This window comes from Chloroflexota bacterium (assembly GCA_016197225.1).
Taxonomy (GTDB): Bacteria; Chloroflexota; Anaerolineae; order Anaerolineales; family VGOW01; genus VGOW01.
Genome location: JACPWC010000105.1, coordinates 1 through 17,683 on the forward strand (window position 1 = coordinate 1; position 17,683 = coordinate 17,683).

16 protein-coding genes are annotated in these 17,683 nt (G+C 59.3%); 9 read left to right on the top strand and 7 right to left on the bottom strand.

Annotated elements, in window-relative coordinates:
• Window positions 1-139: 139 nt before the first annotated feature.
• Window positions 140-844 carry a response regulator transcription factor gene (locus HYZ49_17745; protein ID MBI3244128.1) on the bottom strand — a complete coding sequence of 235 codons (705 nt, stop codon included), beginning with the start codon at window positions 842-844 and terminating at the stop codon, window positions 140-142.
• A 231-nt stretch (window positions 845-1,075) separates the two neighbouring features.
• Between HYZ49_17745 and HYZ49_17750 the strand changes: the two genes are divergently transcribed.
• Window positions 1,076-1,639: an SET domain-containing protein gene (locus HYZ49_17750; GenBank protein MBI3244129.1), complete on the top strand. Its 564-nt coding sequence runs from the start codon at window positions 1,076-1,078 to the stop codon at window positions 1,637-1,639.
• 169 nt (window positions 1,640-1,808) lie between these two features.
• Here the strand turns inward: HYZ49_17750 and HYZ49_17755 are convergent, their stop codons facing one another.
• Window positions 1,809-2,513 (bottom strand): response regulator, encoded by a 705-nt coding sequence (locus HYZ49_17755; protein MBI3244130.1) that lies wholly within the window; start codon window positions 2,511-2,513, stop codon window positions 1,809-1,811.
• Between the two features lie 15 nt (window positions 2,514-2,528).
• Window positions 2,529-3,485, bottom strand: a complete 957-nt coding sequence (locus HYZ49_17760) for an aldo/keto reductase (protein ID MBI3244131.1) — start codon at window positions 3,483-3,485, stop codon at window positions 2,529-2,531.
• Window positions 3,486-3,595: 110 nt separating this feature from the next.
• Here HYZ49_17760 and HYZ49_17765 point away from each other — a divergent pair, with 110 nt between their 5' ends.
• Entirely contained in the window at window positions 3,596-4,957 is a 1,362-nt protein-coding gene (locus HYZ49_17765) for a M20/M25/M40 family metallo-hydrolase (GenBank protein MBI3244132.1), read from the top strand.
• 185 nt (window positions 4,958-5,142) lie between these two features.
• Here HYZ49_17765 and HYZ49_17770 read toward each other — a convergent pair whose 3' ends face one another.
• Window positions 5,143-5,727 carry a zinc ribbon domain-containing protein gene (locus tag HYZ49_17770; GenBank protein ID MBI3244133.1) on the bottom strand — a complete coding sequence of 195 codons (585 nt, stop codon included), beginning with the start codon at window positions 5,725-5,727 and terminating at the stop codon, window positions 5,143-5,145.
• 129 nt (window positions 5,728-5,856) lie between these two features.
• Here HYZ49_17770 and HYZ49_17775 point away from each other — a divergent pair, with 129 nt between their 5' ends.
• The 4 genes from HYZ49_17775 to HYZ49_17790 are packed head-to-tail and all read left to right on the top strand — an operon-like array spanning window position 5,857 to window position 7,856.
• Window positions 5,857-6,138: a class I SAM-dependent methyltransferase gene (locus HYZ49_17775; GenBank protein ID MBI3244134.1), complete on the top strand. Its 282-nt coding sequence runs from the start codon at window positions 5,857-5,859 to the stop codon at window positions 6,136-6,138.
• A gap of 18 nt (window positions 6,139-6,156) precedes the next feature.
• Window positions 6,157-6,573 carry a hypothetical protein gene (locus HYZ49_17780; GenBank protein MBI3244135.1) on the top strand — a complete coding sequence of 139 codons (417 nt, stop codon included), beginning with the start codon at window positions 6,157-6,159 and terminating at the stop codon, window positions 6,571-6,573.
• An 8-nt stretch (window positions 6,574-6,581) separates the two neighbouring features.
• The gene (locus HYZ49_17785; protein MBI3244136.1) at window positions 6,582-7,184 is read left to right on the top strand and encodes an SH3 domain-containing protein; all 603 of its coding nucleotides are present in this window, start codon (window positions 6,582-6,584) and stop codon (window positions 7,182-7,184) included.
• A gap of 27 nt (window positions 7,185-7,211) precedes the next feature.
• On the top strand, window positions 7,212-7,856 hold the full coding sequence (locus HYZ49_17790; protein ID MBI3244137.1) for a deoxynucleoside kinase: 645 nt from the start codon (window positions 7,212-7,214) through the stop codon (window positions 7,854-7,856).
• Here HYZ49_17790 and HYZ49_17795 read toward each other — a convergent pair.
• From HYZ49_17795 to HYZ49_17805, 3 genes are all read right to left on the bottom strand, one after another.
• Window positions 7,853-9,913, bottom strand: coding sequence for a serine/threonine-protein kinase (locus tag HYZ49_17795; GenBank protein ID MBI3244138.1), 2,061 nt, complete (start codon window positions 9,911-9,913; stop codon window positions 7,853-7,855). The genes HYZ49_17790 and HYZ49_17795 overlap by 4 nt on opposite strands.
• The gene (locus HYZ49_17800) at window positions 9,910-12,255 is read right to left on the bottom strand and encodes a serine/threonine-protein kinase (protein MBI3244139.1); all 2,346 of its coding nucleotides are present in this window, start codon (window positions 12,253-12,255) and stop codon (window positions 9,910-9,912) included. The genes HYZ49_17795 and HYZ49_17800 overlap by 4 nt, the downstream gene beginning before the upstream one ends.
• A gap of 89 nt (window positions 12,256-12,344) precedes the next feature.
• The gene (locus HYZ49_17805) at window positions 12,345-14,495 is read right to left on the bottom strand and encodes a serine/threonine protein kinase (protein MBI3244140.1); all 2,151 of its coding nucleotides are present in this window, start codon (window positions 14,493-14,495) and stop codon (window positions 12,345-12,347) included.
• Window positions 14,496-14,860: 365 nt separating this feature from the next.
• Between HYZ49_17805 and HYZ49_17810 the strand changes: the two genes are divergently transcribed.
• The 3 genes from HYZ49_17810 (at window position 14,861) to HYZ49_17820 (ending at window position 17,602) form a co-directional block, all read left to right on the top strand.
• Window positions 14,861-16,150: an RHS repeat-associated core domain-containing protein gene (locus HYZ49_17810; protein ID MBI3244141.1), complete on the top strand. Its 1,290-nt coding sequence runs from the start codon at window positions 14,861-14,863 to the stop codon at window positions 16,148-16,150.
• On the top strand, window positions 16,110-17,159 hold the full coding sequence (locus HYZ49_17815; protein MBI3244142.1) for a hypothetical protein: 1,050 nt from the start codon (window positions 16,110-16,112) through the stop codon (window positions 17,157-17,159). The genes HYZ49_17810 and HYZ49_17815 overlap by 41 nt, the downstream gene beginning before the upstream one ends.
• A gap of 77 nt (window positions 17,160-17,236) precedes the next feature.
• Window positions 17,237-17,602, top strand: coding sequence for a hypothetical protein (locus tag HYZ49_17820; protein ID MBI3244143.1), 366 nt, complete (start codon window positions 17,237-17,239; stop codon window positions 17,600-17,602).
• Window positions 17,603-17,683: the final 81 nt, after the last annotated feature.

Below are 17,683 nucleotides of genomic sequence, written 5' to 3' on the forward strand. Positions count from 1 at the left end.
AACAGGGTCGCCGGAATCGCCAGCCGCACCACAAACGCGGCGGCCACCCCGACGATCAAAACTCCCAATCCGATCCATCCAAGCCAGCGAGACATCAGTCAAAAACCCCAAATCCCAAAATCCCAAATCTAAAATTGCCTCACCCTGTCTTCACCGTTCCTACAAACCGATACCCTTCGCCCGGCACGGTTTCGATAAGCTCATGCTCGTCGCCCAGCTTGCGGCGAATCTCGGCGATGCGCACGTCCACCGTTCTCATACCGGCCGGGTCGTCCCAGCCCCACACTTGATCGAGGAGTTGTTCACGCGAGACGACGACGTTGGGGCGGCTCATCAAATGGGCCAGCACGCCAAAGGCTTTGTTGGAGAGCGGGATTTCGCGCCCGGCCAGCCAGATGCGTTGCGTCTCGCGCTCAAGCTTCAGCGGCCCGCTGGTGAGGACGTTGGCGAGTTGCGCCGGTCGCCCGGCCACGGCCTGCCGCCTGAGCAGGGCGCGGATGCGGGCGACGAGTTCGTAGGAGTCGAACGGCTTGTTGAGGTAGTCGTCGGCTCCTTCTTCGAGGCTGGAAATTTTTTCGCCGGTGGCGCTGATCTGAGTCAGCATGATGACCGGCGTCCAGTTTTCGGCCTGACGCAGGCGGCGGCACACTTCGCGCCCGTCGAGTTCGGGCATGAGGATGTCGAGGGCGATCACGTCGGGCCGATGGCTCTCGACCAGCGCCAGGGCTTCGAGGCCGTTGCGAGCCTCGATGACGTGGAAGCCGCCGCGTTGCAGGGCGGCGGCCAGCCCGGCGCGGATGGCGTCTTCGTCGTCGGCGAGGAGGATGGTGGGAGTGTCCGGCATTGGGGGGGGTTTGATTTCGGATTTGCGATTAGCGATCTGCAATTGCGTTGTGAGTATAGGGTGGAGGGTGGGGGCTGTCAATCGGGCGAAATTTTAATAAACCCACCCTTGACGCTGAGTCGAGACATGATAAACTTTGCGGCCAATACATAGGGCCTATCTGTAACGCGGGCGACCGTTTTACAGGTGGGTTCTAACTCTTAAAGGCCAGGAGGTTTTTATCGAAACAAAATGGACGGTCACTTTCACTCCTACCTCTCCCCCAAGTTGGAAGTGAGACCGCTCCCCCAGAAAGGCAGTTACGGCGTGTTTGCCCTTGAACACGTGCCGGCTGGTGATCTCATCAGCGCCTGGAGCGGCAGAATTGTGAACTACGAGCAGTTGCTCGAACTCCCCCCGGAGCTACAAACCCACAGCATCCAAGTCGAAGAAGGCCTGTACTTCTCGTCGCTTGGGCCGGACGAGCCGGCGGATTACATCAACCACAGTTGTGATCCGAACGCCGGCATCGTCGGGCATCTCACGCTGTTTGCCATGCGCGACATTTTGCCCGGCGAAGAAGTGTGCTTCGATTATGCGATGTGCGACGGCACGCCTTACGACGAGTTTGAATGTCAGTGTGGCTCGCCCATGTGTCGCGGCTGGGTCACCGGCAACGATTGGCGGCGGTCCGAACTGTGGGAACGCTACGACGGTTACTTCATGCCCTACTTGCAAAGGCGGATTGACCGATTGAAAATGGAACCGGTGGCCGACGAGGCCGCCCCGGTGGAGGCTCGGGTGGCAGTGCGATAGACGCTCAAGGTTTACGCTCCTGCGCAATCACCCAGACGACAGCCAGAATGGCGGCAATCATCAGGCCGCACCCAAACACGCCCAACACGGCAAGCACGATCAAGCTAATTCCCATTTCGACTTTCTCAACAAGCGGAAGGTGAAGCAAGCCTCACCTTCCGCTTTGTGTTCAGTGACTCCTCAACCCATACAACACCAGCATAAACAATTCCTGCGGGTTGCCGGCGCTGCCGAACGCGCCCCGAGTGCGAGCCTCGGCTCTGTGATCAGCCCGGCTCGACCCGGCGTAGATGATGAGCGGCGTGTCATCGCCCAGGGCTTTCTTCTCAGCCAGCAAGGTGTACCCGGCCAGATCATCCGGCGGTCGGTTCATGTCGGAGATGATGAGATCGAATTTGCTGGCCTTGATCTTTTCCAGCGCGTCTTCGGTGGAAGCGCTGTCGGTGAAACGGACGCCGAAGACTTCCATGGCTTTGCGCTCAAAGATGTCTTTGGCCGGGCTGTTGTCCACCCACAAAATGGACGCGCCCAACAGCCGCCCCTCGGTTTTGGGCTTGGTGGCCTGGTTGACCACTTTGGCGATCTCGCGCGCTTTGTCTTCATCGGCCAGCGGCGTTTCGCCTTCGATGTGGCCCTGTTTGGCCGCCGTGGCCGCCCCCAGCAGGGCGGCGGCCTCCACCTGTTGCCGTTTGGCCGAGGCCTCGATTCCGGTCGGGCCGGCTTTGAACCGAAACTCGGCCATGTCGGCGAGGAACTTTTTGAGTGGCACGCCGAAGTACAACAGGAAGAAGACCACGATGGCCGGCCAGGCCACAGCCTCGACCAGAGTGATGAAGGCTTCCAGGAGCCTTGAAACTTTGTCAACAGTATCCATGAATTGCTTCTCCTCTTACCACGCGCTCAATCTATCCAACTCGGCCACTTCTTCGGCGGCCAGTTTCAGCCCTGCCGCGCCCAAGCTATCGTTGAGTTGCTCGACGGTGTTCGCGCCGATGATTGGCGCGGCCATATTCTCTTTCGCCAGCGCCCAGCCCAGCGCAATTTGCCCGGGCGTCCTGCCGCGCGCTCTGCCAATGGCTTCCAGCTTATCGAGCAGATCAAAATTCTTGTCGTTAAGCAGTTTCTCCACGCTGCCACGCCGCTTGCTTTCGGGCAAGGGCTGGCCGCGCCGGTACTTGCCGGTGAGGAAGCCGCGCCCCAGTGGGCTGTAGGGAATGATGGCAAGGCCGAACTGCTTCACGGCCTCGTAAACGTTCGTCTCGAACTCGCGGCGCTCGACGAGCGAGTAATGCGGCTGAATGACGAGATACTCGGCCAGTCCGGCGGCGCGCGAGGCGTTAATGGCCTCGGTCAACTGCTTGCCGGAGTAGTTGGAGCAACCCAGGAACCGCACTTTGCCCTGCTTCACCAGATCGTCCAGGGCGCGCATGGTTTCTTCAATGGGCGTGTTGTCGTCGGGCCAGTGAGTCTGGTAGAGATCAATAACGTCGGTTTGCAGGCGGCGCAGGGAGTCCTCGGCGGCCCGGAGGATGTGCTGGCGGCTCAACCCTTCACCGTCCGGCCCGTCCCACATCCGCCCGCGCACTTTGGTCGCCAGCACGATCTTGTCGCGGCGCTTTCTTTGCTTCATCCACTCGCCGATGACGGTTTCGGCCTCGCCGCCTTTCAACCCCGGCGCCCAGTTGGAATAGACATCGGCGGTGTCAATGAAGTTGCCGCCGGCTTCCACGAAAGCGTCCATCACTTCATAAGAAGCGGCTTCGTCCGTCGTCCACTTGAATTGCATTGTCCCCAGACAAATTTCTGAAACGTTCAGGTCGGTGCGGCCCAGCGCGCGATATTCCATCGGGCTTCTCCCTCTGTGTTTTGGTTGCGGATGCTGAATTTTATCCGATTCGCCAATTGTCTGCTGTAGCTTGTTATAATCGCCTTATCTCCCGGAAAGGATACCGACCCATGACCGACTTTACTGCGATTGATCGCTACATTACCGACCACCTCGACGACTCGCTGGCCGAGCTTTCGTGCCTCTGCGTCCAGCCCAGCATCTCGGCCCAAATGCTGGGCGTTCACGAGTGCGCGGCGCTGGTGGGCGAGATGCTTCGCGCACGCGGCTTCAAGGTGGAGATCATGCCCACTGATGGAAGTCCGGTTGTTTATGCCGAAGCTGAAGGGGACAGCGACAAGACCTTGCTCTTCTACAATCACTACGACGTTCAGCCGCCAGAGCCGCTGGAACTGTGGGAGACGCCGCCGTTTGAACCGGCCATTCGCGACGGCAAGATGTTTGCGCGCGGGGTGAGCGACGACAAGGGCCACATCCAATGCCGCCTCTCGGCGCTTGATGCCGTGAAGGCGGTGCGCGGCTCGTATCCGTGCCGGATCAAATTTGTGATCGAAGGCGAAGAAGAGACGAGCAGTGTCCACCTGCACGATTTTGTGGTGAACAACGCCGCTAAACTCAAGGCCGATGCCTGCGTGTGGGAGTTTGGCGGGGTAAATCACGAAGGCACGCCCCAGCAACATCTGGGCCTGCGCGGCATTTGCTACGTGGAGTTGAGCGTGAAGACCGGTTCACAGGACGCGCACTCCGGCCTCGGTGGCTCCATCTTCGCCAACGCCGCCTGGCGTCTGGTGTGGGCACTCGGCACGCTCAAAGGCCAGGACGAGCGCATTCGCATTCCCGGCCATTACGACAACGTGAAACCGCCCAGCGCCCGCGACCTGGAACTGATCGCCAAACTGCCCGACGACTCGGCTGACTTGATCAGCCGTTACGGCCTCAAGGGATTCTTGAAAGGGATGACGGGTGGGCCGAACTTGCGGCGCGAGGAAGCCTTCGTGCCTACCTGCACCATCTGCGGCCTCACCGCCGGTTATCAGGGGCCAGGCTCCAAGACCGTGCTCCCGGCTCAGGCCAGCGCCAAAGTGGATTTCCGGCTGGTGCCGGATCAAACGCCGGAAGAGATTGTTGAGAAGCTACGGAAGCATTTGGATGCCGAAGGTTTCGCCGACGTGGAGATCAACTACCTGGGCGGCGAAGCGCCGGGCCGCACCGACCCCGACGATCCCTTTGTCAAATTGACCCTCGACGCCGCTCGCGATGCTTACGGCAAAGAGCCAATCGTCTTTCCTATGATCGGCGGCTCGGGGCCGAACGCCGTTTTCCTCAGCGCCCTCAAACTGCCCATCGTCACTGCCGGCGTGGGCTACCCCGGCTCGCAGGTTCACGCGCCGAACGAAAATATGGTGATTGAAAATTTTGTGCAAGGGACAAAACACACGGCGAGGATTGTGGAGATGTTCGCGAAAGCATGAAGGAGGAATTACACCTGCACTTGCGCGCAGGTGCAAGTGTGAAGGATGAAAGGGAGCCGGAGGATCTGAGGACGCGGACTAAAAGATTTGCCCTGCGGATTATCAAGATGTACGTTGCTTTGCCAAAAACGACCCTGGCCCAGACGTTGGGCAGGCAGGCGCATTCATCCTTCTTCCTTCATCCTTCATAATTTATTGCCGCAGTTTCCACAGAACTTCGCTTCTTTCACGTTCACAAAGCCGCAGTTGGCGCAAGCGTCGGGTTGAACGTCGCCGAGCGGCGCGCCGCACTGCACGCAGGAGGTGGCTCCCACCGGGTTGGCGGCGTGGCAGTAAGGGCAGGCCGTGGTTCGCAAGCGTTCGGAAATTTCTTTGGAAGCGCCCTTGCTCTGCACGAAGCGCTCAATGGCCGCCCATACTTTATCCGGCAGTTGCATCGAATCCACGTCGGCGGCCACGTCGTCAAGGCGGCCCAGCAAGTTGAACGGGTTTTGCAAAGCCGAGAGCGCGGTTTGCCCCAGCGAGGCGGCCACCCCCAGCCACTCCTGGTCGCCTATCGCCACCAGCACGCCGTCTTCGTGCTTTTGCAGAGTGACGCCCAGCGCCGTGTTGCCGCCTGACGCGCGCCGGGCCGGCGTTGAAATCTGCACCACAATTTTTTCGTCGTCGCCAAAAGCCTCGGCCCGCAGGTCGTTGCGGTTGAACTCGCCCACCAGCGCCGTCGCCAGGTCGTCGGGAGTGATGTCGCCATGAAAGACTCGTTGTGTCATTGTTGCCTCTTTTCGTGGATAATCATAATGCAATTTGCGCCCGCCGCAAAATACGCCAAACCGGTTCTCAGCCACTCATTAGACCGGTTGCGCCGATCATTGGTTTCAACGAATCCGTGATTCCTGAAGATGACTTCATTCCCTGACTCTGAACAAGTAGAAGCCGGCTCGATTCGAGCGATTCTGAACTTTGACGGCCTGCATGTGTTGGAGGTGGGCTGTGGCGATGGCCGGCTCTTGCGCCACTACGCCGACCACGCCGGTTGGGCCGTCGGCGTTGACCCCGACCCGGATGAGGTCGCCCTGGCGCGCGCCGATCTGCCTCGCGCTCACTTTGCCCTGGCGCGGGCCGAGGCGTTGCCCTTTCCCGATTCCAGTTTTGATGTTGCCGTCTTCGCCTGGTCGCTTTGATGAGTGGCGATTGAGAGCATGGTTCATGCTCTGAACGAAAGCTGGCGGGTGGCCCGCGCTCACGTGCTGGATGTCCGCCCGCGCGTCGGTGAGCCGCAGGTGTTGGTGCGAGACAAAAACGGACGGGAAACAATTTGTGGCGGCCTCCCCTGGAACGGCGGCGATCCCGAAGGTCATCCGCCCGCCGAAATCGCGTTGTCGCGCGTTGTCGCCGCAGGCAAATTCACCGTCCTCGCCGAAACTCAATTCGACTGGATAGATTCTTACGGCTCGGCGGATGAGTTGGCCGAGTCGGTGAGCGACGATTGGGTCTCGCGCGAGTTGAGCGAAGAGACGGCGCTGAAGCTGATGCGGGTGATGGAAGAGGCCGGGCCGGGGGCCATGCCCTTTATTCGCCAGCCGATTGGAATCCGGTTGCTGAAGAAGATTGTATAATCGCCATCATGCGTCAATTTTTCAAACTTCTTTTTCTCTTCGTCGGTTTGCTGGGTCTGCTGGCCGCTTCCGGTTTTAAGAGCGCCATTCTTCAGGCCGCGCAACTGCCCACCGAAACGCTCCAGCCCACTGCCACCTTTGGCGGCCCAACCGTGTTTGCCTCCGAGCAGGTCAACGTGCGGCTGGGGCCGGGCACGAACTACGATCAGGTGGGCGTGCTGATCGCCGGGCAGACCGCGCCCGCCGTTGGCCGTTCTGCCGGAAACGAGTGGGTGCAAATTGAATATCCGGGCGCGCCGGGCAACCGGGCCTGGGTGTTTGCGCTGCTGGTTTCAATTCGCGAAGGGACGATTGATATTCTGCCCATTGCCGACTCGCCGCCTACGCCCACTTTGCCGCCCACCCCCACGCTTGAATCAGGGTTGGCCGTCGTGGGCACGCCCTCGCCGACTCGCCTGCCCACCTTCACCCCCGGCCCAGCCATCGTTCAAGAGACCTTCGACCCGCCCGACCTGGGCGGCGGCGGCTTCCCGCCGGCCATCGCCATCATTGCCTTCTTTGTGATCGGCGTGTTTGCCGGCGTCATAGCGGTTTTGCGGCAGAGGGCCTGATTACGCGCCTTTTCATATCACATTGAGATGACCAAATACTTCGTCACCATTGCCGGGAACATTGGCGTCGGCAAATCTACGCTCACTGCCCTCATGGCTCGCAAGCTGGCCTGGTCGCCGTTCTTTGAGGCGGTTGAGGAGAACCCCTACCTGGCCGATTTCTACGACGACATGCAACGCTGGAGTTTTCATTCGCAGGCGTTCTTTCTCTCCCGACGGCTACATCAGCATTACCTGTTGCTTCAAAGCAAAGAGTCGGTGCTCCAGGATCGGAGCGTTTACGAAGACGCCGAAATCTTCGCCCAAAATCTCCATCGCCAGGGGCGGATGACGGGCCGCGACTGGCAGACGTACCACGACCTCTACCGAGTCCTGTCTCTCCTGCTTCAGCCGCCTCATTTAGTCGTCTATCTCAAGGCGTCGGTGCCAACCCTGCTCCGCCGAATCCGCCAGCGCGGGCGCGGCTACGAGCAAGCCATCTCCAACGATTATCTGGCCTCGCTCAACGAGTTGTACGACGAGTGGGTGGCCCGCTTCTCGCTCTGCCCGGTGCTCACGGTTGACACCGACAATCTGGATTACGCCCAAAACGACGAGCACCTGGAACAGATCGTTCAGCGTGTGCAGGACAGGCTGCATGGCAAGGAGCAGTTGCGTTTCGAGGGGAGTTAGAGGGTTTTTCCCGTCGCCTTCACGGCAATGGCGCCAACACTGGCCGTGGTGTTGTTGTAGATCAGAATATCGCCGTAGCCGTCATTGCGGATGCTGTCTACAAAGGCAAAAAGTTCAACACCATCCCAGCCGTAATTCTGGAGTTGGGGATTGCGCGAGTAGCTGGAGTACGAAAAGCGCGTGCCGGGGAACTCGTCGAGGTGCGAGAGGTTGGCCTGGCCGCATTGCGTGTTGAAGAGCCGGATCACCTCAGCCGAGATGTTGTTGAAAGGAATGACGACTTCAACCGCCAGTTGCTGGCTGTTGCGCGACCAGCGCACCGACTTGGTCCGGTTGCGCGAATAGGTGAAGCAGGTAGCCAGTTCAGCCAGTTCGCCGCGCGAGCCGACCGCGGCCAGCCGGTCGGGATCATAGTCGCCGACAAAGAGGATGCCGTCCACGCTCACGGCAAAGCGTTTCGAGTCCGGCGAGACTTCAAACCCTTCGAGTAACTCGGACGAGTTGAAACAGCCCAGGCTCTTCTCTTCCAACGTCATAAAGTCAATGCTTTTGACGCACAGGCCGCTGGTGTAAGTCACCGTTCGCCCGTCGGGGAGCCAGCGCAGGTTGTCCTTCTGTCCGCCGCCGTCGGTGAGTTGAGTCAGGTTCGCCCCATCCAAATTCACAACCCAGATGTCGTCGTTTTTGAAGAAGGCAATCTTGGGCGCATCCAGCAAGGCGGATAGGGTGGCCTGAGCTTGAGCCGCCGCTTCGGCTTCGGCGGTCGCGGTGGCGGCGATGTCGGCGTTGATCTGCGCTTCGGCGGTGGCGGTGGAGTTGAGGCTGGACTGGGTGGAAGCCGCCACGCCAGTGGCGGTTTCCCCGGCGGCAGACTCGGTGGCGGCGGCCTCAGCCGCACCGGTTGCCTGCGCGCCAGCGGTCGCCTTGGCCTCAGCCTCTTTCGTCACGACAATCACAAATTCCGCCGTCGTCGTGGTTTGCACGGATTGGGTCGAGGCGAGGGCAACCGAGTTGACGGTGGCGGTGGCTTGAGTGAGCCTGCTAAAAGCGGCCCCGCCGCCGAGCGCCAGAGCGGCGATCAGCCCAATGACAATTACGCCGGCCGCCAGCCAGGCCCAGGCCGGCGTTCTCCGGGGCTTCGAGGGAGGCGCAGGTTGAGCGATTTGCGGTTTCCTGGCGCGAAAGGTTTTCCCGGCCAATGTTTGGGCCGACAGTTGCTCGCCCCGGGCCGCCCAGCCCAGAGTCTCGGCCAGATCGTTGGCAGTGGCAAAGCGGTCGTCCGGGTTTTTGGCCATCGCCTGGCTGATGATCTGTTCGCAGGCGGGCGGCAGGTCGGGCCGGGCTTTGAGGATGCTGGGCACGGGGTCGGTGATGTGTTTGACAATGACGCCCATTGGCGTGGCGGCTTCGTAAGGGAGTTTGCCGGTGAGCATCTCGAAGACAATAATGCCCAGTGCGTAAATGTCGCTCCGGCCATCAATTTCTTTTTCGCCGCGCGCCTGCTCAGGACTCATGTAGCCGGGCGTGCCCACAATGCCGCTGCCGGTCATGCCTTGCGTCCCGCCGCCGCTGGAGAGTTTGGCGATGCCGAAGTCGGAGATGTAGGGCGCGCCGTTCTGGTCGAAGAGGATGTTGGCCGGTTTGAGGTCACGGTGGACGATGCCTTTGCGATGGGCATAGTCGAGGGCGGGAGCCAGATGGGCTATGATGCGGGCCGCCTCGGTTGTGGGAAGCGGCCCCTTTATCAACCGGTCGGCCAGCGAGCCGCCGGGCATGAGGCGCATGATGATGTAAGGCTGGCCGGCTATCGCATCCTCGCCAAAGTCGTAGAGCGGCACGATAGCCGGGTGTTCCAGTGTGGCAATTGTTTGCGCCTCGCGCTCAAAGCGGACGCGAAAGCCGGGGTCGTGCAGAAATTCGCGCGGCAGAACTTTGACGGCTATTTCGCGCTTCACCTGCGGGTCGAAGCCGCGATAAACCGTGGCCATGCCGCCGCGCCCCAGCTCGGCTCTAATTTCGTAGCGGCCAACTCGTGAGGGATTGGCTGGCTCGGTCATGGCGTTGGCGCCATCACGAGTTGGGGTTTTTGGCGCGGGTCGCTGAAGAAATTATCGGGCAAGGGTATTTTGGTGGCGGAGGCCCCGGTGCCGACCTGGCCGTAAGGAATGTAGTAAAGCCCGGTTACGCTGTTTGCGCCGGCTTCAATGTCCTGAAAGGCGAAGAGCAGAGTCGAGCCGTCGGGACTCCACTGCGGGTCGCGGTAGCAACAGCGGCCACCGGCAATGGGGAAGATTTGCCGGGCCGGGCGCTTGTTGCTGGTGTTGTAAACGTAAATGTTGCCAAAGCCTTCGTTGCGGACATTGTCCACAAAGGCGAAGAGCACGTCGCTGTCCCAGCCCCAGCCTTGTAATTCGGGTTGGTTCTTGTAAGCCGGCATGGAAAACCACGTGCCGGGGAACTCTTCGAGCTTGCGCGGCGCGTTGTTGCCACAGGCGAAATCGAAGACGCGGAGGGTGTCGGCCTTGAGGCCGCTCAACGGAATCTGCACCTCCACAGCCAGCTTCTTCCCGTCGCTCGACCAGCTTGCAGACTCGACGTAGTTTTGCGAATACAACATGCAGGTCGCCGCGCTCTCCATGTCGTTGCGTGACCGGATTAGCTGGAACGCCGCCGGGTCGTAATTGCCAATGTGCAGTTTGCCCTCGACGCTGAGGGCGAAGTATTGGCCGTCGGGCGACACTTCAAAGCTGTCCACCGAAGCGGCATAGTTCAGGCAAATCAATGTATTCGACTCCAGCGTCAGCACATCCACCGTCTTGACGCACAGGCCGGTGATGAAGGCCAACATGCGGCCATCGGGCAGCCAGCGCGGCGAAGCTTTTTGCCCGCCGTCTTTCGTCAACTGAGTCAGGTTTTCCCCATCAAGATTGATCATCCACAGATCGCCGTTGGCAATGAAGGCCACACGCGGCGCAGTGAGTTGGGCCTCAATGGCGGCCTGAGCCTCCGCCGTGGCCGCCGCCACGGCGGCAGTAACCGACTCCTGGGCCGAGGCCGTCGCCCCGGCTTCCTCGGTTTGTTGAGCGAGCGCGGCGACGGTGCCTTCCGCCGCCGCCGTCTGGCTCGCCTGCAAGTTGGACACTTGTTGCACACTCTCGGTGATCAGGGCGTTGGTGGTCGCTTCAAGGTCGAGCGCGGCTTGACGGGTGGCGGTGGCGTTGGCATTGAGGCTGAACTGGGCCGTGGCCGCCTCCTGCGCCACTTGCGTGAGGGCCAGGCCGGTAGCGTTTGCCGTTGGCGTAATACGGGCGCTGGTGAACAATACGCCGCCGCCGACGGCCAGGGCGGCGATGACGATTCCAACGACAATCACTGCGCCAACAATCCAAACCCAGCCTGGAATTCTGAGTCCGGCGGTTGGAGCCGTCCCCGCAATTTCACGCGGGGATGTCTCTGTTGTTGCCGGGACGCGAGCCACCGTCTTTCGGCTTATGCCGGCCGGGGCGGGTTTGGTAATGGTCTTGACAGGCTGGCCCCGTCCCGGACGGGGCTGGCGGGCGACCGTCGCATGTTCGCCTCTCGAGGCTGAAGCCAGCGCGCTCGCCAACTCGCCGGCGGTGGGGAAGCGTTCATCGCGCTCTTTGGCTAAAGCCCGTTCGATCACCGTTTCGCAACCGGGCGGCAGGTCGGGCTTCACTTCCAGCACGCGCGGCACCGGCTCGGTGATGTGCTTGAGCATCACGGCCACCGGCGTGTCGGCCTGGTAGGGCATCTCGCCGGTGAGCATCTCAAACAGAATCGCGCCCAGGGCGTACACGTCGCTTCGCCCGTCAATGTCCTTCTCGCCCCGGCCCTGTTCGGGACTCATGTAAGACGGCGTGCCGACCACGCCACTGCCGGTGAAGGTGGTGGAGCCGCTCACCAGCTTGGCGATGCCGAAGTCGGAAATGTAAGCGTCGCCGTGCTGATCGAAAAGGATGTTGCCGGGCTTGAGGTCACGATGGATGAAGCCCCGGCCATGAGCCTCGTCGAGCGCGCCGGCCAGGCGCGAGAGAACGCGGGCGCACTGCTCGGGCGGCACGGCCCCGGATTTGAGCTTGTCGGCCAGCGAGCCGCCGGGCATGAGGCGCATGATGAAGTAGGGCTGGCCGTCGTCCTCGCCGTAGTCGTAGAGCGGCACGATGGCCTGGTGCTCGAGGGCGGCAATGGTTTCGGCCTCGCGGGCAAAGCGGGCGCGGAAGGTGGGGTCGTGAAGCAATTCGCGAGGCAAGACCTTCACGGCCACGTAACGCTTGACCTGCGGATCGAAGCCGCGATAGACGGTGGCCATGCCGCCCCGGCCCAACTCTTCTCGAATTTCGTAGCGACCGATTTTTAGAGGAACTGTGGCATCAGGCATAAAGTTCTTTGCGTCTAGTATTTGAGACAACGAATGCGAAACGAATAAACTAAATAGCTCAGCGAAAATCCGTGTTCATCTGCGTTCTCTTATTGGCATTTCACCCCGCTCACAAAATAAGACTGGGTGACCGATTGCCCGTCGGCGGATTGCAGAATCATCGTGCCCGGATACTGGGCTTCGCAAGCTGTGGCGATCGGAAAGAGCAACCAGTATTGATCAGGGTTGTCCTGGACGCGATTGGGAACGCCGCCGGTCAACACGGTGACGCCGTCGTTGACGACGGTGAACGGCGCTTGCCCGCCGGTGAAGCGTACTTCAATGTAAGCAATCGCGCCGTCCGGCGGGCGCGCCGGGTCCACATTTGCGTACTGGAAGGCAACCCGGACGACGTTCAACGGGCCGTGAAAGACAAACGGGTCATCGCTTGGCGTGGGCGTGGCGGCCCCGGCGGTCACTTCACCTGCTGGTGGCGGCGGCGCGGTTTCCGGCGGCGCTCCCCACCAGTAATGGCCTTCTCTAAACGTGACGACTTTATCGCCCGTCCAACCGCCCGACAGTTGATTGCATCCGTCACACACTTCAATGTTCCAGATGAACTCGGTTCCGACGCTCTGCAGGTTATTTTGGAACCAGGGTTCTGTCCAACTGTTGGCGCCGGCTTTGGCCGGCACCCAGATTTTTTCGGCCAGCAGTTGATTGTTGCTGGCTCGCCAAACACGAAGCCGCCAGAACATGCCGGGCTTGTCCGAGCCTTGCCCGGCGAGGAACCAGAAGAAGTTGAGGCCGTTGCCCGGCAAAAAATTAATGGTGACATTTGAAACGGATAACGGAGCAGGTGCAGGTGGAACCGTCATTTCTAAAGTGGCCGTTGCGGTAGCAGTCGGGGTGGCCGCTTGCGCCACGCGCGTGCGTGTAGAACCGCCGGTTTTCGTGGCGGTATGCGCTTCAGTAGGTGTCTCGGTGAAGGTGGAGGTAAGAGTGGGCGACGGCTCAGGCGTGTCGGTGGCAGTGGGCGTGATGTTGAGCAATGCCAATTGTGCCTGCAAAGCCTGAAGCGTTTCGACTGCGCCGGAGCTTGTGTCGCCGCTCTGCACCGCTAGTTGCGCCACCGCCGCCTGGGTGATCAAACTTGCCGCCGTCGCCGCATCCTGCTGGGCGGCAATGGCGGTTTGCTGGGCGCTCGTCTTCTGCTGGTTCTGGCTGAAGAGAAACCCACCGACGATGGCGGCCACGAGAGCCAGCGCCGCCACGCCGATGAGAATTGGCAGGAGGCGATTGGACTGGGCGGGTTGGGTGTCGGCGGCCACGTTGGGGCGGGTGGGCTGAGCCGCGTTCAACAGTGTTTTGCCGGTGGGTTTGCGCGGCTGGGTGGGCATGGAAAAGGCTGTGCCCTGAACGTGCTGAAGGGCCGCCCCCGGTTGAGTGGCGGCCAGCGCATTGGCAAGTTCTCCCGCCGTCTGGTAGCGGTCTGCCGAGTCCTTTTCCAGCGCCACCAACGCCACCTCTTCCACATCGTCGGGAATGTCCGGGTTGAGTTGGTGGGGCGGCGGGAGCGGCTGGCTGACGTGCATCAGGGCCACGGCGATGGGCGTCTCGGCCTCATAGGGCTGGTGGCCGGTGAGCATTTCGTAGAGGATGATGCCGAGGGCGTACACATCCGATTGCGGCCCGACCGGCTTGCCCAGCGTCTGCTCCGGACTCATGTAGGCCGGCGTGCCAATGATGCCACTGCCGGTCATGCTTCCGGCGGCGCCCTGTGAGAGCTTGGCAATGCCAAAGTCGGAGACGTAAGGCTCGCCCTGGCTGTCGAAGAGAATGTTGCCCGGCTTGAGGTCGCGGTGGATGACGCCTTTGCTGTGAGCGTCGTCGAGGGCGCGGGCCAGGCGGGCCACAATGTGAACACAGGCTTCGATGGGAAGGGCGCCGTTCTTCAGCCGGTCGGCCAGCGAGCCGCCGGGCATGAGGCGCATGATGAAGTAGGGCTGGCCGTTGTCTTCGCCAAAATCGTAGAGCGGCACGATGGCCGGGTGTTCGAGGGCGGCAATCGTTTCAGCTTCACGAGTGAAGCGGGCGCGAAAGGTGGGGTCGTGCAGAAACTCGCGAGGCAGTACCTTAATCGCCACCTCGCGCTTGACCTGCGGGTCGAAGCCGCGATAAACCGTTGCCATGCCGCCCCGGCCAAGCTCGGCTTTGATCTCGTAACGTCCAATTTTGGTGGGAAGGGCAGAGGGTTCCATAAGCAAGAGTGGCAGTTGAAAGAGTTGTCAGTTTGGCGCTCCTGAATTTTCGCTGATTTGCCGACATTACGCAACAGCTAAGTTGTCGGGGGCAACTCAAATCTGCCAACCGGTCCCGGCGGCGCGATCAGACTGGCATTGCCACAACCCCTCAAACCAGCAAGCTGAGCATGAATCAAATGAGGAATCTGCTTCGCCCACGTTATGTTTCATGACAATGTACAGTGACAAATACGTGACAATGTACTGAGTCGGCTTAAAACTTTCACCAATGCTTGACTCGGTGAAATGTTTTGTTGTAGTGTGTCGGCGGTCGATTCATCAACGGCTCGACCACCGGCCTGGCCTACGACGCGGACGGCAACATGACCTCGCGCCGTGAGAACAACGTCACCTGGACGCAGGCCTTCGACTTCGAGAATCGCCTGACCTCAGCCGGCAACGGCACCCAAACATGGAGCTTTGTCTACAATGGCGACGGCAACCGGGTGAAACAGGTTGCGGCCAACGGCGATGTGACCGCTTACGTGGGCGGCCTCTATGAGGTCACCTACACCAGCGGCGGCACGCTGAAGAACACCAAGCTATACTATGCCTTCGGGGCACAAGTGGTTGCCATGCGCGACAATGGCACGCTCTACTACCTGCACGGCGATAACTTAGGAAGCGCCAGCCTGACGACGAATGCCAGCGGCGCGGTCGTCTCGCAAAACCGCTTCTATCCTTTTGGCGCAACTCGCTTCACGCAAGGCACACGCCCGACGGACGTGGACTTCATCGGCCAGCGGCTGGATGGAACGGGACTGCACTTTTACAATGCGCGATATTACTCGAGCGGGTTGGGGAGGTTTGTGCAGGCGGATACGATGGCACCGGGAGCGGGGTCGCAGGTGTATAACCGTTATGCTTATGCTCTGTCCAACCCTATACGATATACCGATCCAAGCGGATTCTGCTCCGAGTCGGATGGCAAGTGGGATAGTGTCCTTGATTGCACAATTGACGATTTTGACGCAATGCCATGGGATCAGCGTGGCAGGTGGACGCTCGAATTTTCCGCGCAGACTGGAGTGGATAAATTCAAGAACATCATTGGCATAATTGCTTACTTCAGAGACGATCCTGTTTTCACCAATAGTGATTGGGCGAAGCTTTCAGATGCTGGTGTCTTGTTTGTCATTATGGATGGATATAACAGATTCACAGGTAACGGCTCTTCTTGCTCGGTTGGAGGAAAAATGTGTGGAGATTCTTCAGGCCTTTGGCGCGATTTCTTCTTGGCTGAAAGTAATGATCAGGCCGATGCCTATGAGAAGTGGGGTAGAGCCGAGCAGAGTGGCGTAAACTACGGTACAACCATTGCCCAATCATTACGTGATCAGGCTGGTATGCGGGAGCAAATACAGATCGACACGTTTGTTGGATTTGGCAACGCATATCGATCCTTAATTGGGTCTGGCGCTGGTCGTCAAGTCAATTGGGCATGGTTCGAATCGTTCGGGAGTGGCGGGATATTAGATCCTGGGACACCTCAATCAGGCGGCTTTGTATATGGATGGAGCCAGATTGTTGTTTCGCCTGTATCCCTGGTTATTTATATGGATGTACTCAATCGTGAAAACAATAATTGGCCGGGAACATGGGGAGCAAGATGATGAATCTGGCTTTAGCAGGTCACAGCATATGAAGTTGAGTATCTATTATCAAATTGGGATCACAGTGGCGATCGCCTTATGTGCAAGTTGCGCAAGTCAAGCCAACACTTATAAGATGGGCGAACCGACACGCACCATTTCCATTCCAAAAGAACTGGATTACAACTTTTTGGCGTGGGTTTCGGCAGATGAGATTGTTTTTTTGCGAGCGGTTGGCGATTCGCCGGGCCAAGAGACCTACTCTATTCTCATATACTCGGTCGCGCAAGATATACGGCGGGAACTGGTTGCGCCGAGTTTGAATGGTTGCTCAAACACCCGGCTGGGATGGCTTTACCGCTATGCCCTTGATGAAGTGTTGTATTTGTCGGTGTGCAATCATAATGATCAAGGACATTTCGTCGGAAGTCAAGACTCAATAAAACGCGTGAGTATATTAGAATCAAATTCGCAAGATGTCTTTGTCGGCCCAACTAACTTTCATATTACCCAATTTGCCTATCAGCCGGATGGATCCGGAAGATTGTTGCTGGAAACCCTATCGCACGATTTTTTTGAGGCCACATCTGATGGGGTTCTTCAGCAAATCGACTTGGGGTACGAAGGTCTTTCTGGCCCTGCGTGGTCTCCTGATGGACAGTTTCTAGCCTTTTTAGCAACTTCTGACCCTTCTGCTACCACTCCCCCGCCTTGGGACTTGTTTGTAGCAGACTCCAGTTATAGTGGTCTCAGAAAGTTGCTTTCCAATATAAGGACGCCGGCTCATGTCAAATGGTCTATAAATGGCGATTGGGTTGCTTTTCGTGGCAACTATGACGGACTTGATGGTGTTTGGGCCTTGAACTTGAACTCAAGTAAGCTTGTGCGCGTTTGGCTGGAACAAGTATCTTTTGATTGGAGCCCGGACGAAAACGATCAACTCGTCATTTTAAACCCCAATGAGGAGAATGGCTCCGATGCAAATCCAAGTATTGTGTTTGTGTCTATCAGTCAAGGTGTTCAGCAGTAAAGATTGTAATGGGCTAAAAAACTGGGCGAAACCGAAGTAACGAAAACACGGCTTGCCTGAATTCAACCAGGTAAGCCGTGTTCTTTTTTGCAACACCGTCAGCCAGCAACGGCACCCAAACATGGAGCTTTGTCTACGATGGCGACGGCAACCGGGTAAAACAAGTCGCGGCCAACGGCGACGTGACCGCTTACGTGGGCGGCCTCTATGAGGTCACCTACACCAGCGGCGGCACGCTGAAGAACACCAAGCTATATTACGCCTTTGGCAGTCAAGTAGTAGCCCTGCGCGACAACGGCACGCTCTACTACCTGCACGGCGACAATTTGGGCAGTGCCAGCCTGACGACGAACCTTCATGCGACAAGTCACACCCAATGGCAATGTCCATTTACTCAGCCAGACCTTCAAAGTCGGCAAACGCTTGAAGCGGGAATATGTTAAGGTCGTCTTGGATACCCGGCGTGGGCATCTCACAGTTTATCGGCAGGGTCGCGTGTTCAAGCGCTACCCCTATCCATTCTT

Coding starts and splice junctions, on each gene's coding strand:
- HYZ49_17745 (MBI3244128.1), bottom strand. CDS start 844: ATGCCGGACACTCCCACCATCCTCCTCGCCGACGACGAAGACGCCATC.
- HYZ49_17750 (MBI3244129.1), top strand. CDS start 1,076: ATGGACGGTCACTTTCACTCCTACCTCTCCCCCAAGTTGGAAGTGAGA.
- HYZ49_17755 (MBI3244130.1), bottom strand. CDS start 2,513: ATGGATACTGTTGACAAAGTTTCAAGGCTCCTGGAAGCCTTCATCACT.
- HYZ49_17760 (MBI3244131.1), bottom strand. CDS start 3,485: ATGGAATATCGCGCGCTGGGCCGCACCGACCTGAACGTTTCAGAAATT.
- HYZ49_17765 (MBI3244132.1), top strand. CDS start 3,596: ATGACCGACTTTACTGCGATTGATCGCTACATTACCGACCACCTCGAC.
- HYZ49_17770 (MBI3244133.1), bottom strand. CDS start 5,727: ATGACACAACGAGTCTTTCATGGCGACATCACTCCCGACGACCTGGCG.
- HYZ49_17775 (MBI3244134.1), top strand. CDS start 5,857: ATGACTTCATTCCCTGACTCTGAACAAGTAGAAGCCGGCTCGATTCGA.
- HYZ49_17780 (MBI3244135.1), top strand. CDS start 6,157: ATGGTTCATGCTCTGAACGAAAGCTGGCGGGTGGCCCGCGCTCACGTG.
- HYZ49_17785 (MBI3244136.1), top strand. CDS start 6,582: ATGCGTCAATTTTTCAAACTTCTTTTTCTCTTCGTCGGTTTGCTGGGT.
- HYZ49_17790 (MBI3244137.1), top strand. CDS start 7,212: ATGACCAAATACTTCGTCACCATTGCCGGGAACATTGGCGTCGGCAAA.
- HYZ49_17795 (MBI3244138.1), bottom strand. CDS start 9,913: ATGACCGAGCCAGCCAATCCCTCACGAGTTGGCCGCTACGAAATTAGA.
- HYZ49_17800 (MBI3244139.1), bottom strand. CDS start 12,255: ATGCCTGATGCCACAGTTCCTCTAAAAATCGGTCGCTACGAAATTCGA.
- HYZ49_17805 (MBI3244140.1), bottom strand. CDS start 14,495: ATGGAACCCTCTGCCCTTCCCACCAAAATTGGACGTTACGAGATCAAA.
- HYZ49_17810 (MBI3244141.1), top strand. CDS start 14,861: ATGACCTCGCGCCGTGAGAACAACGTCACCTGGACGCAGGCCTTCGAC.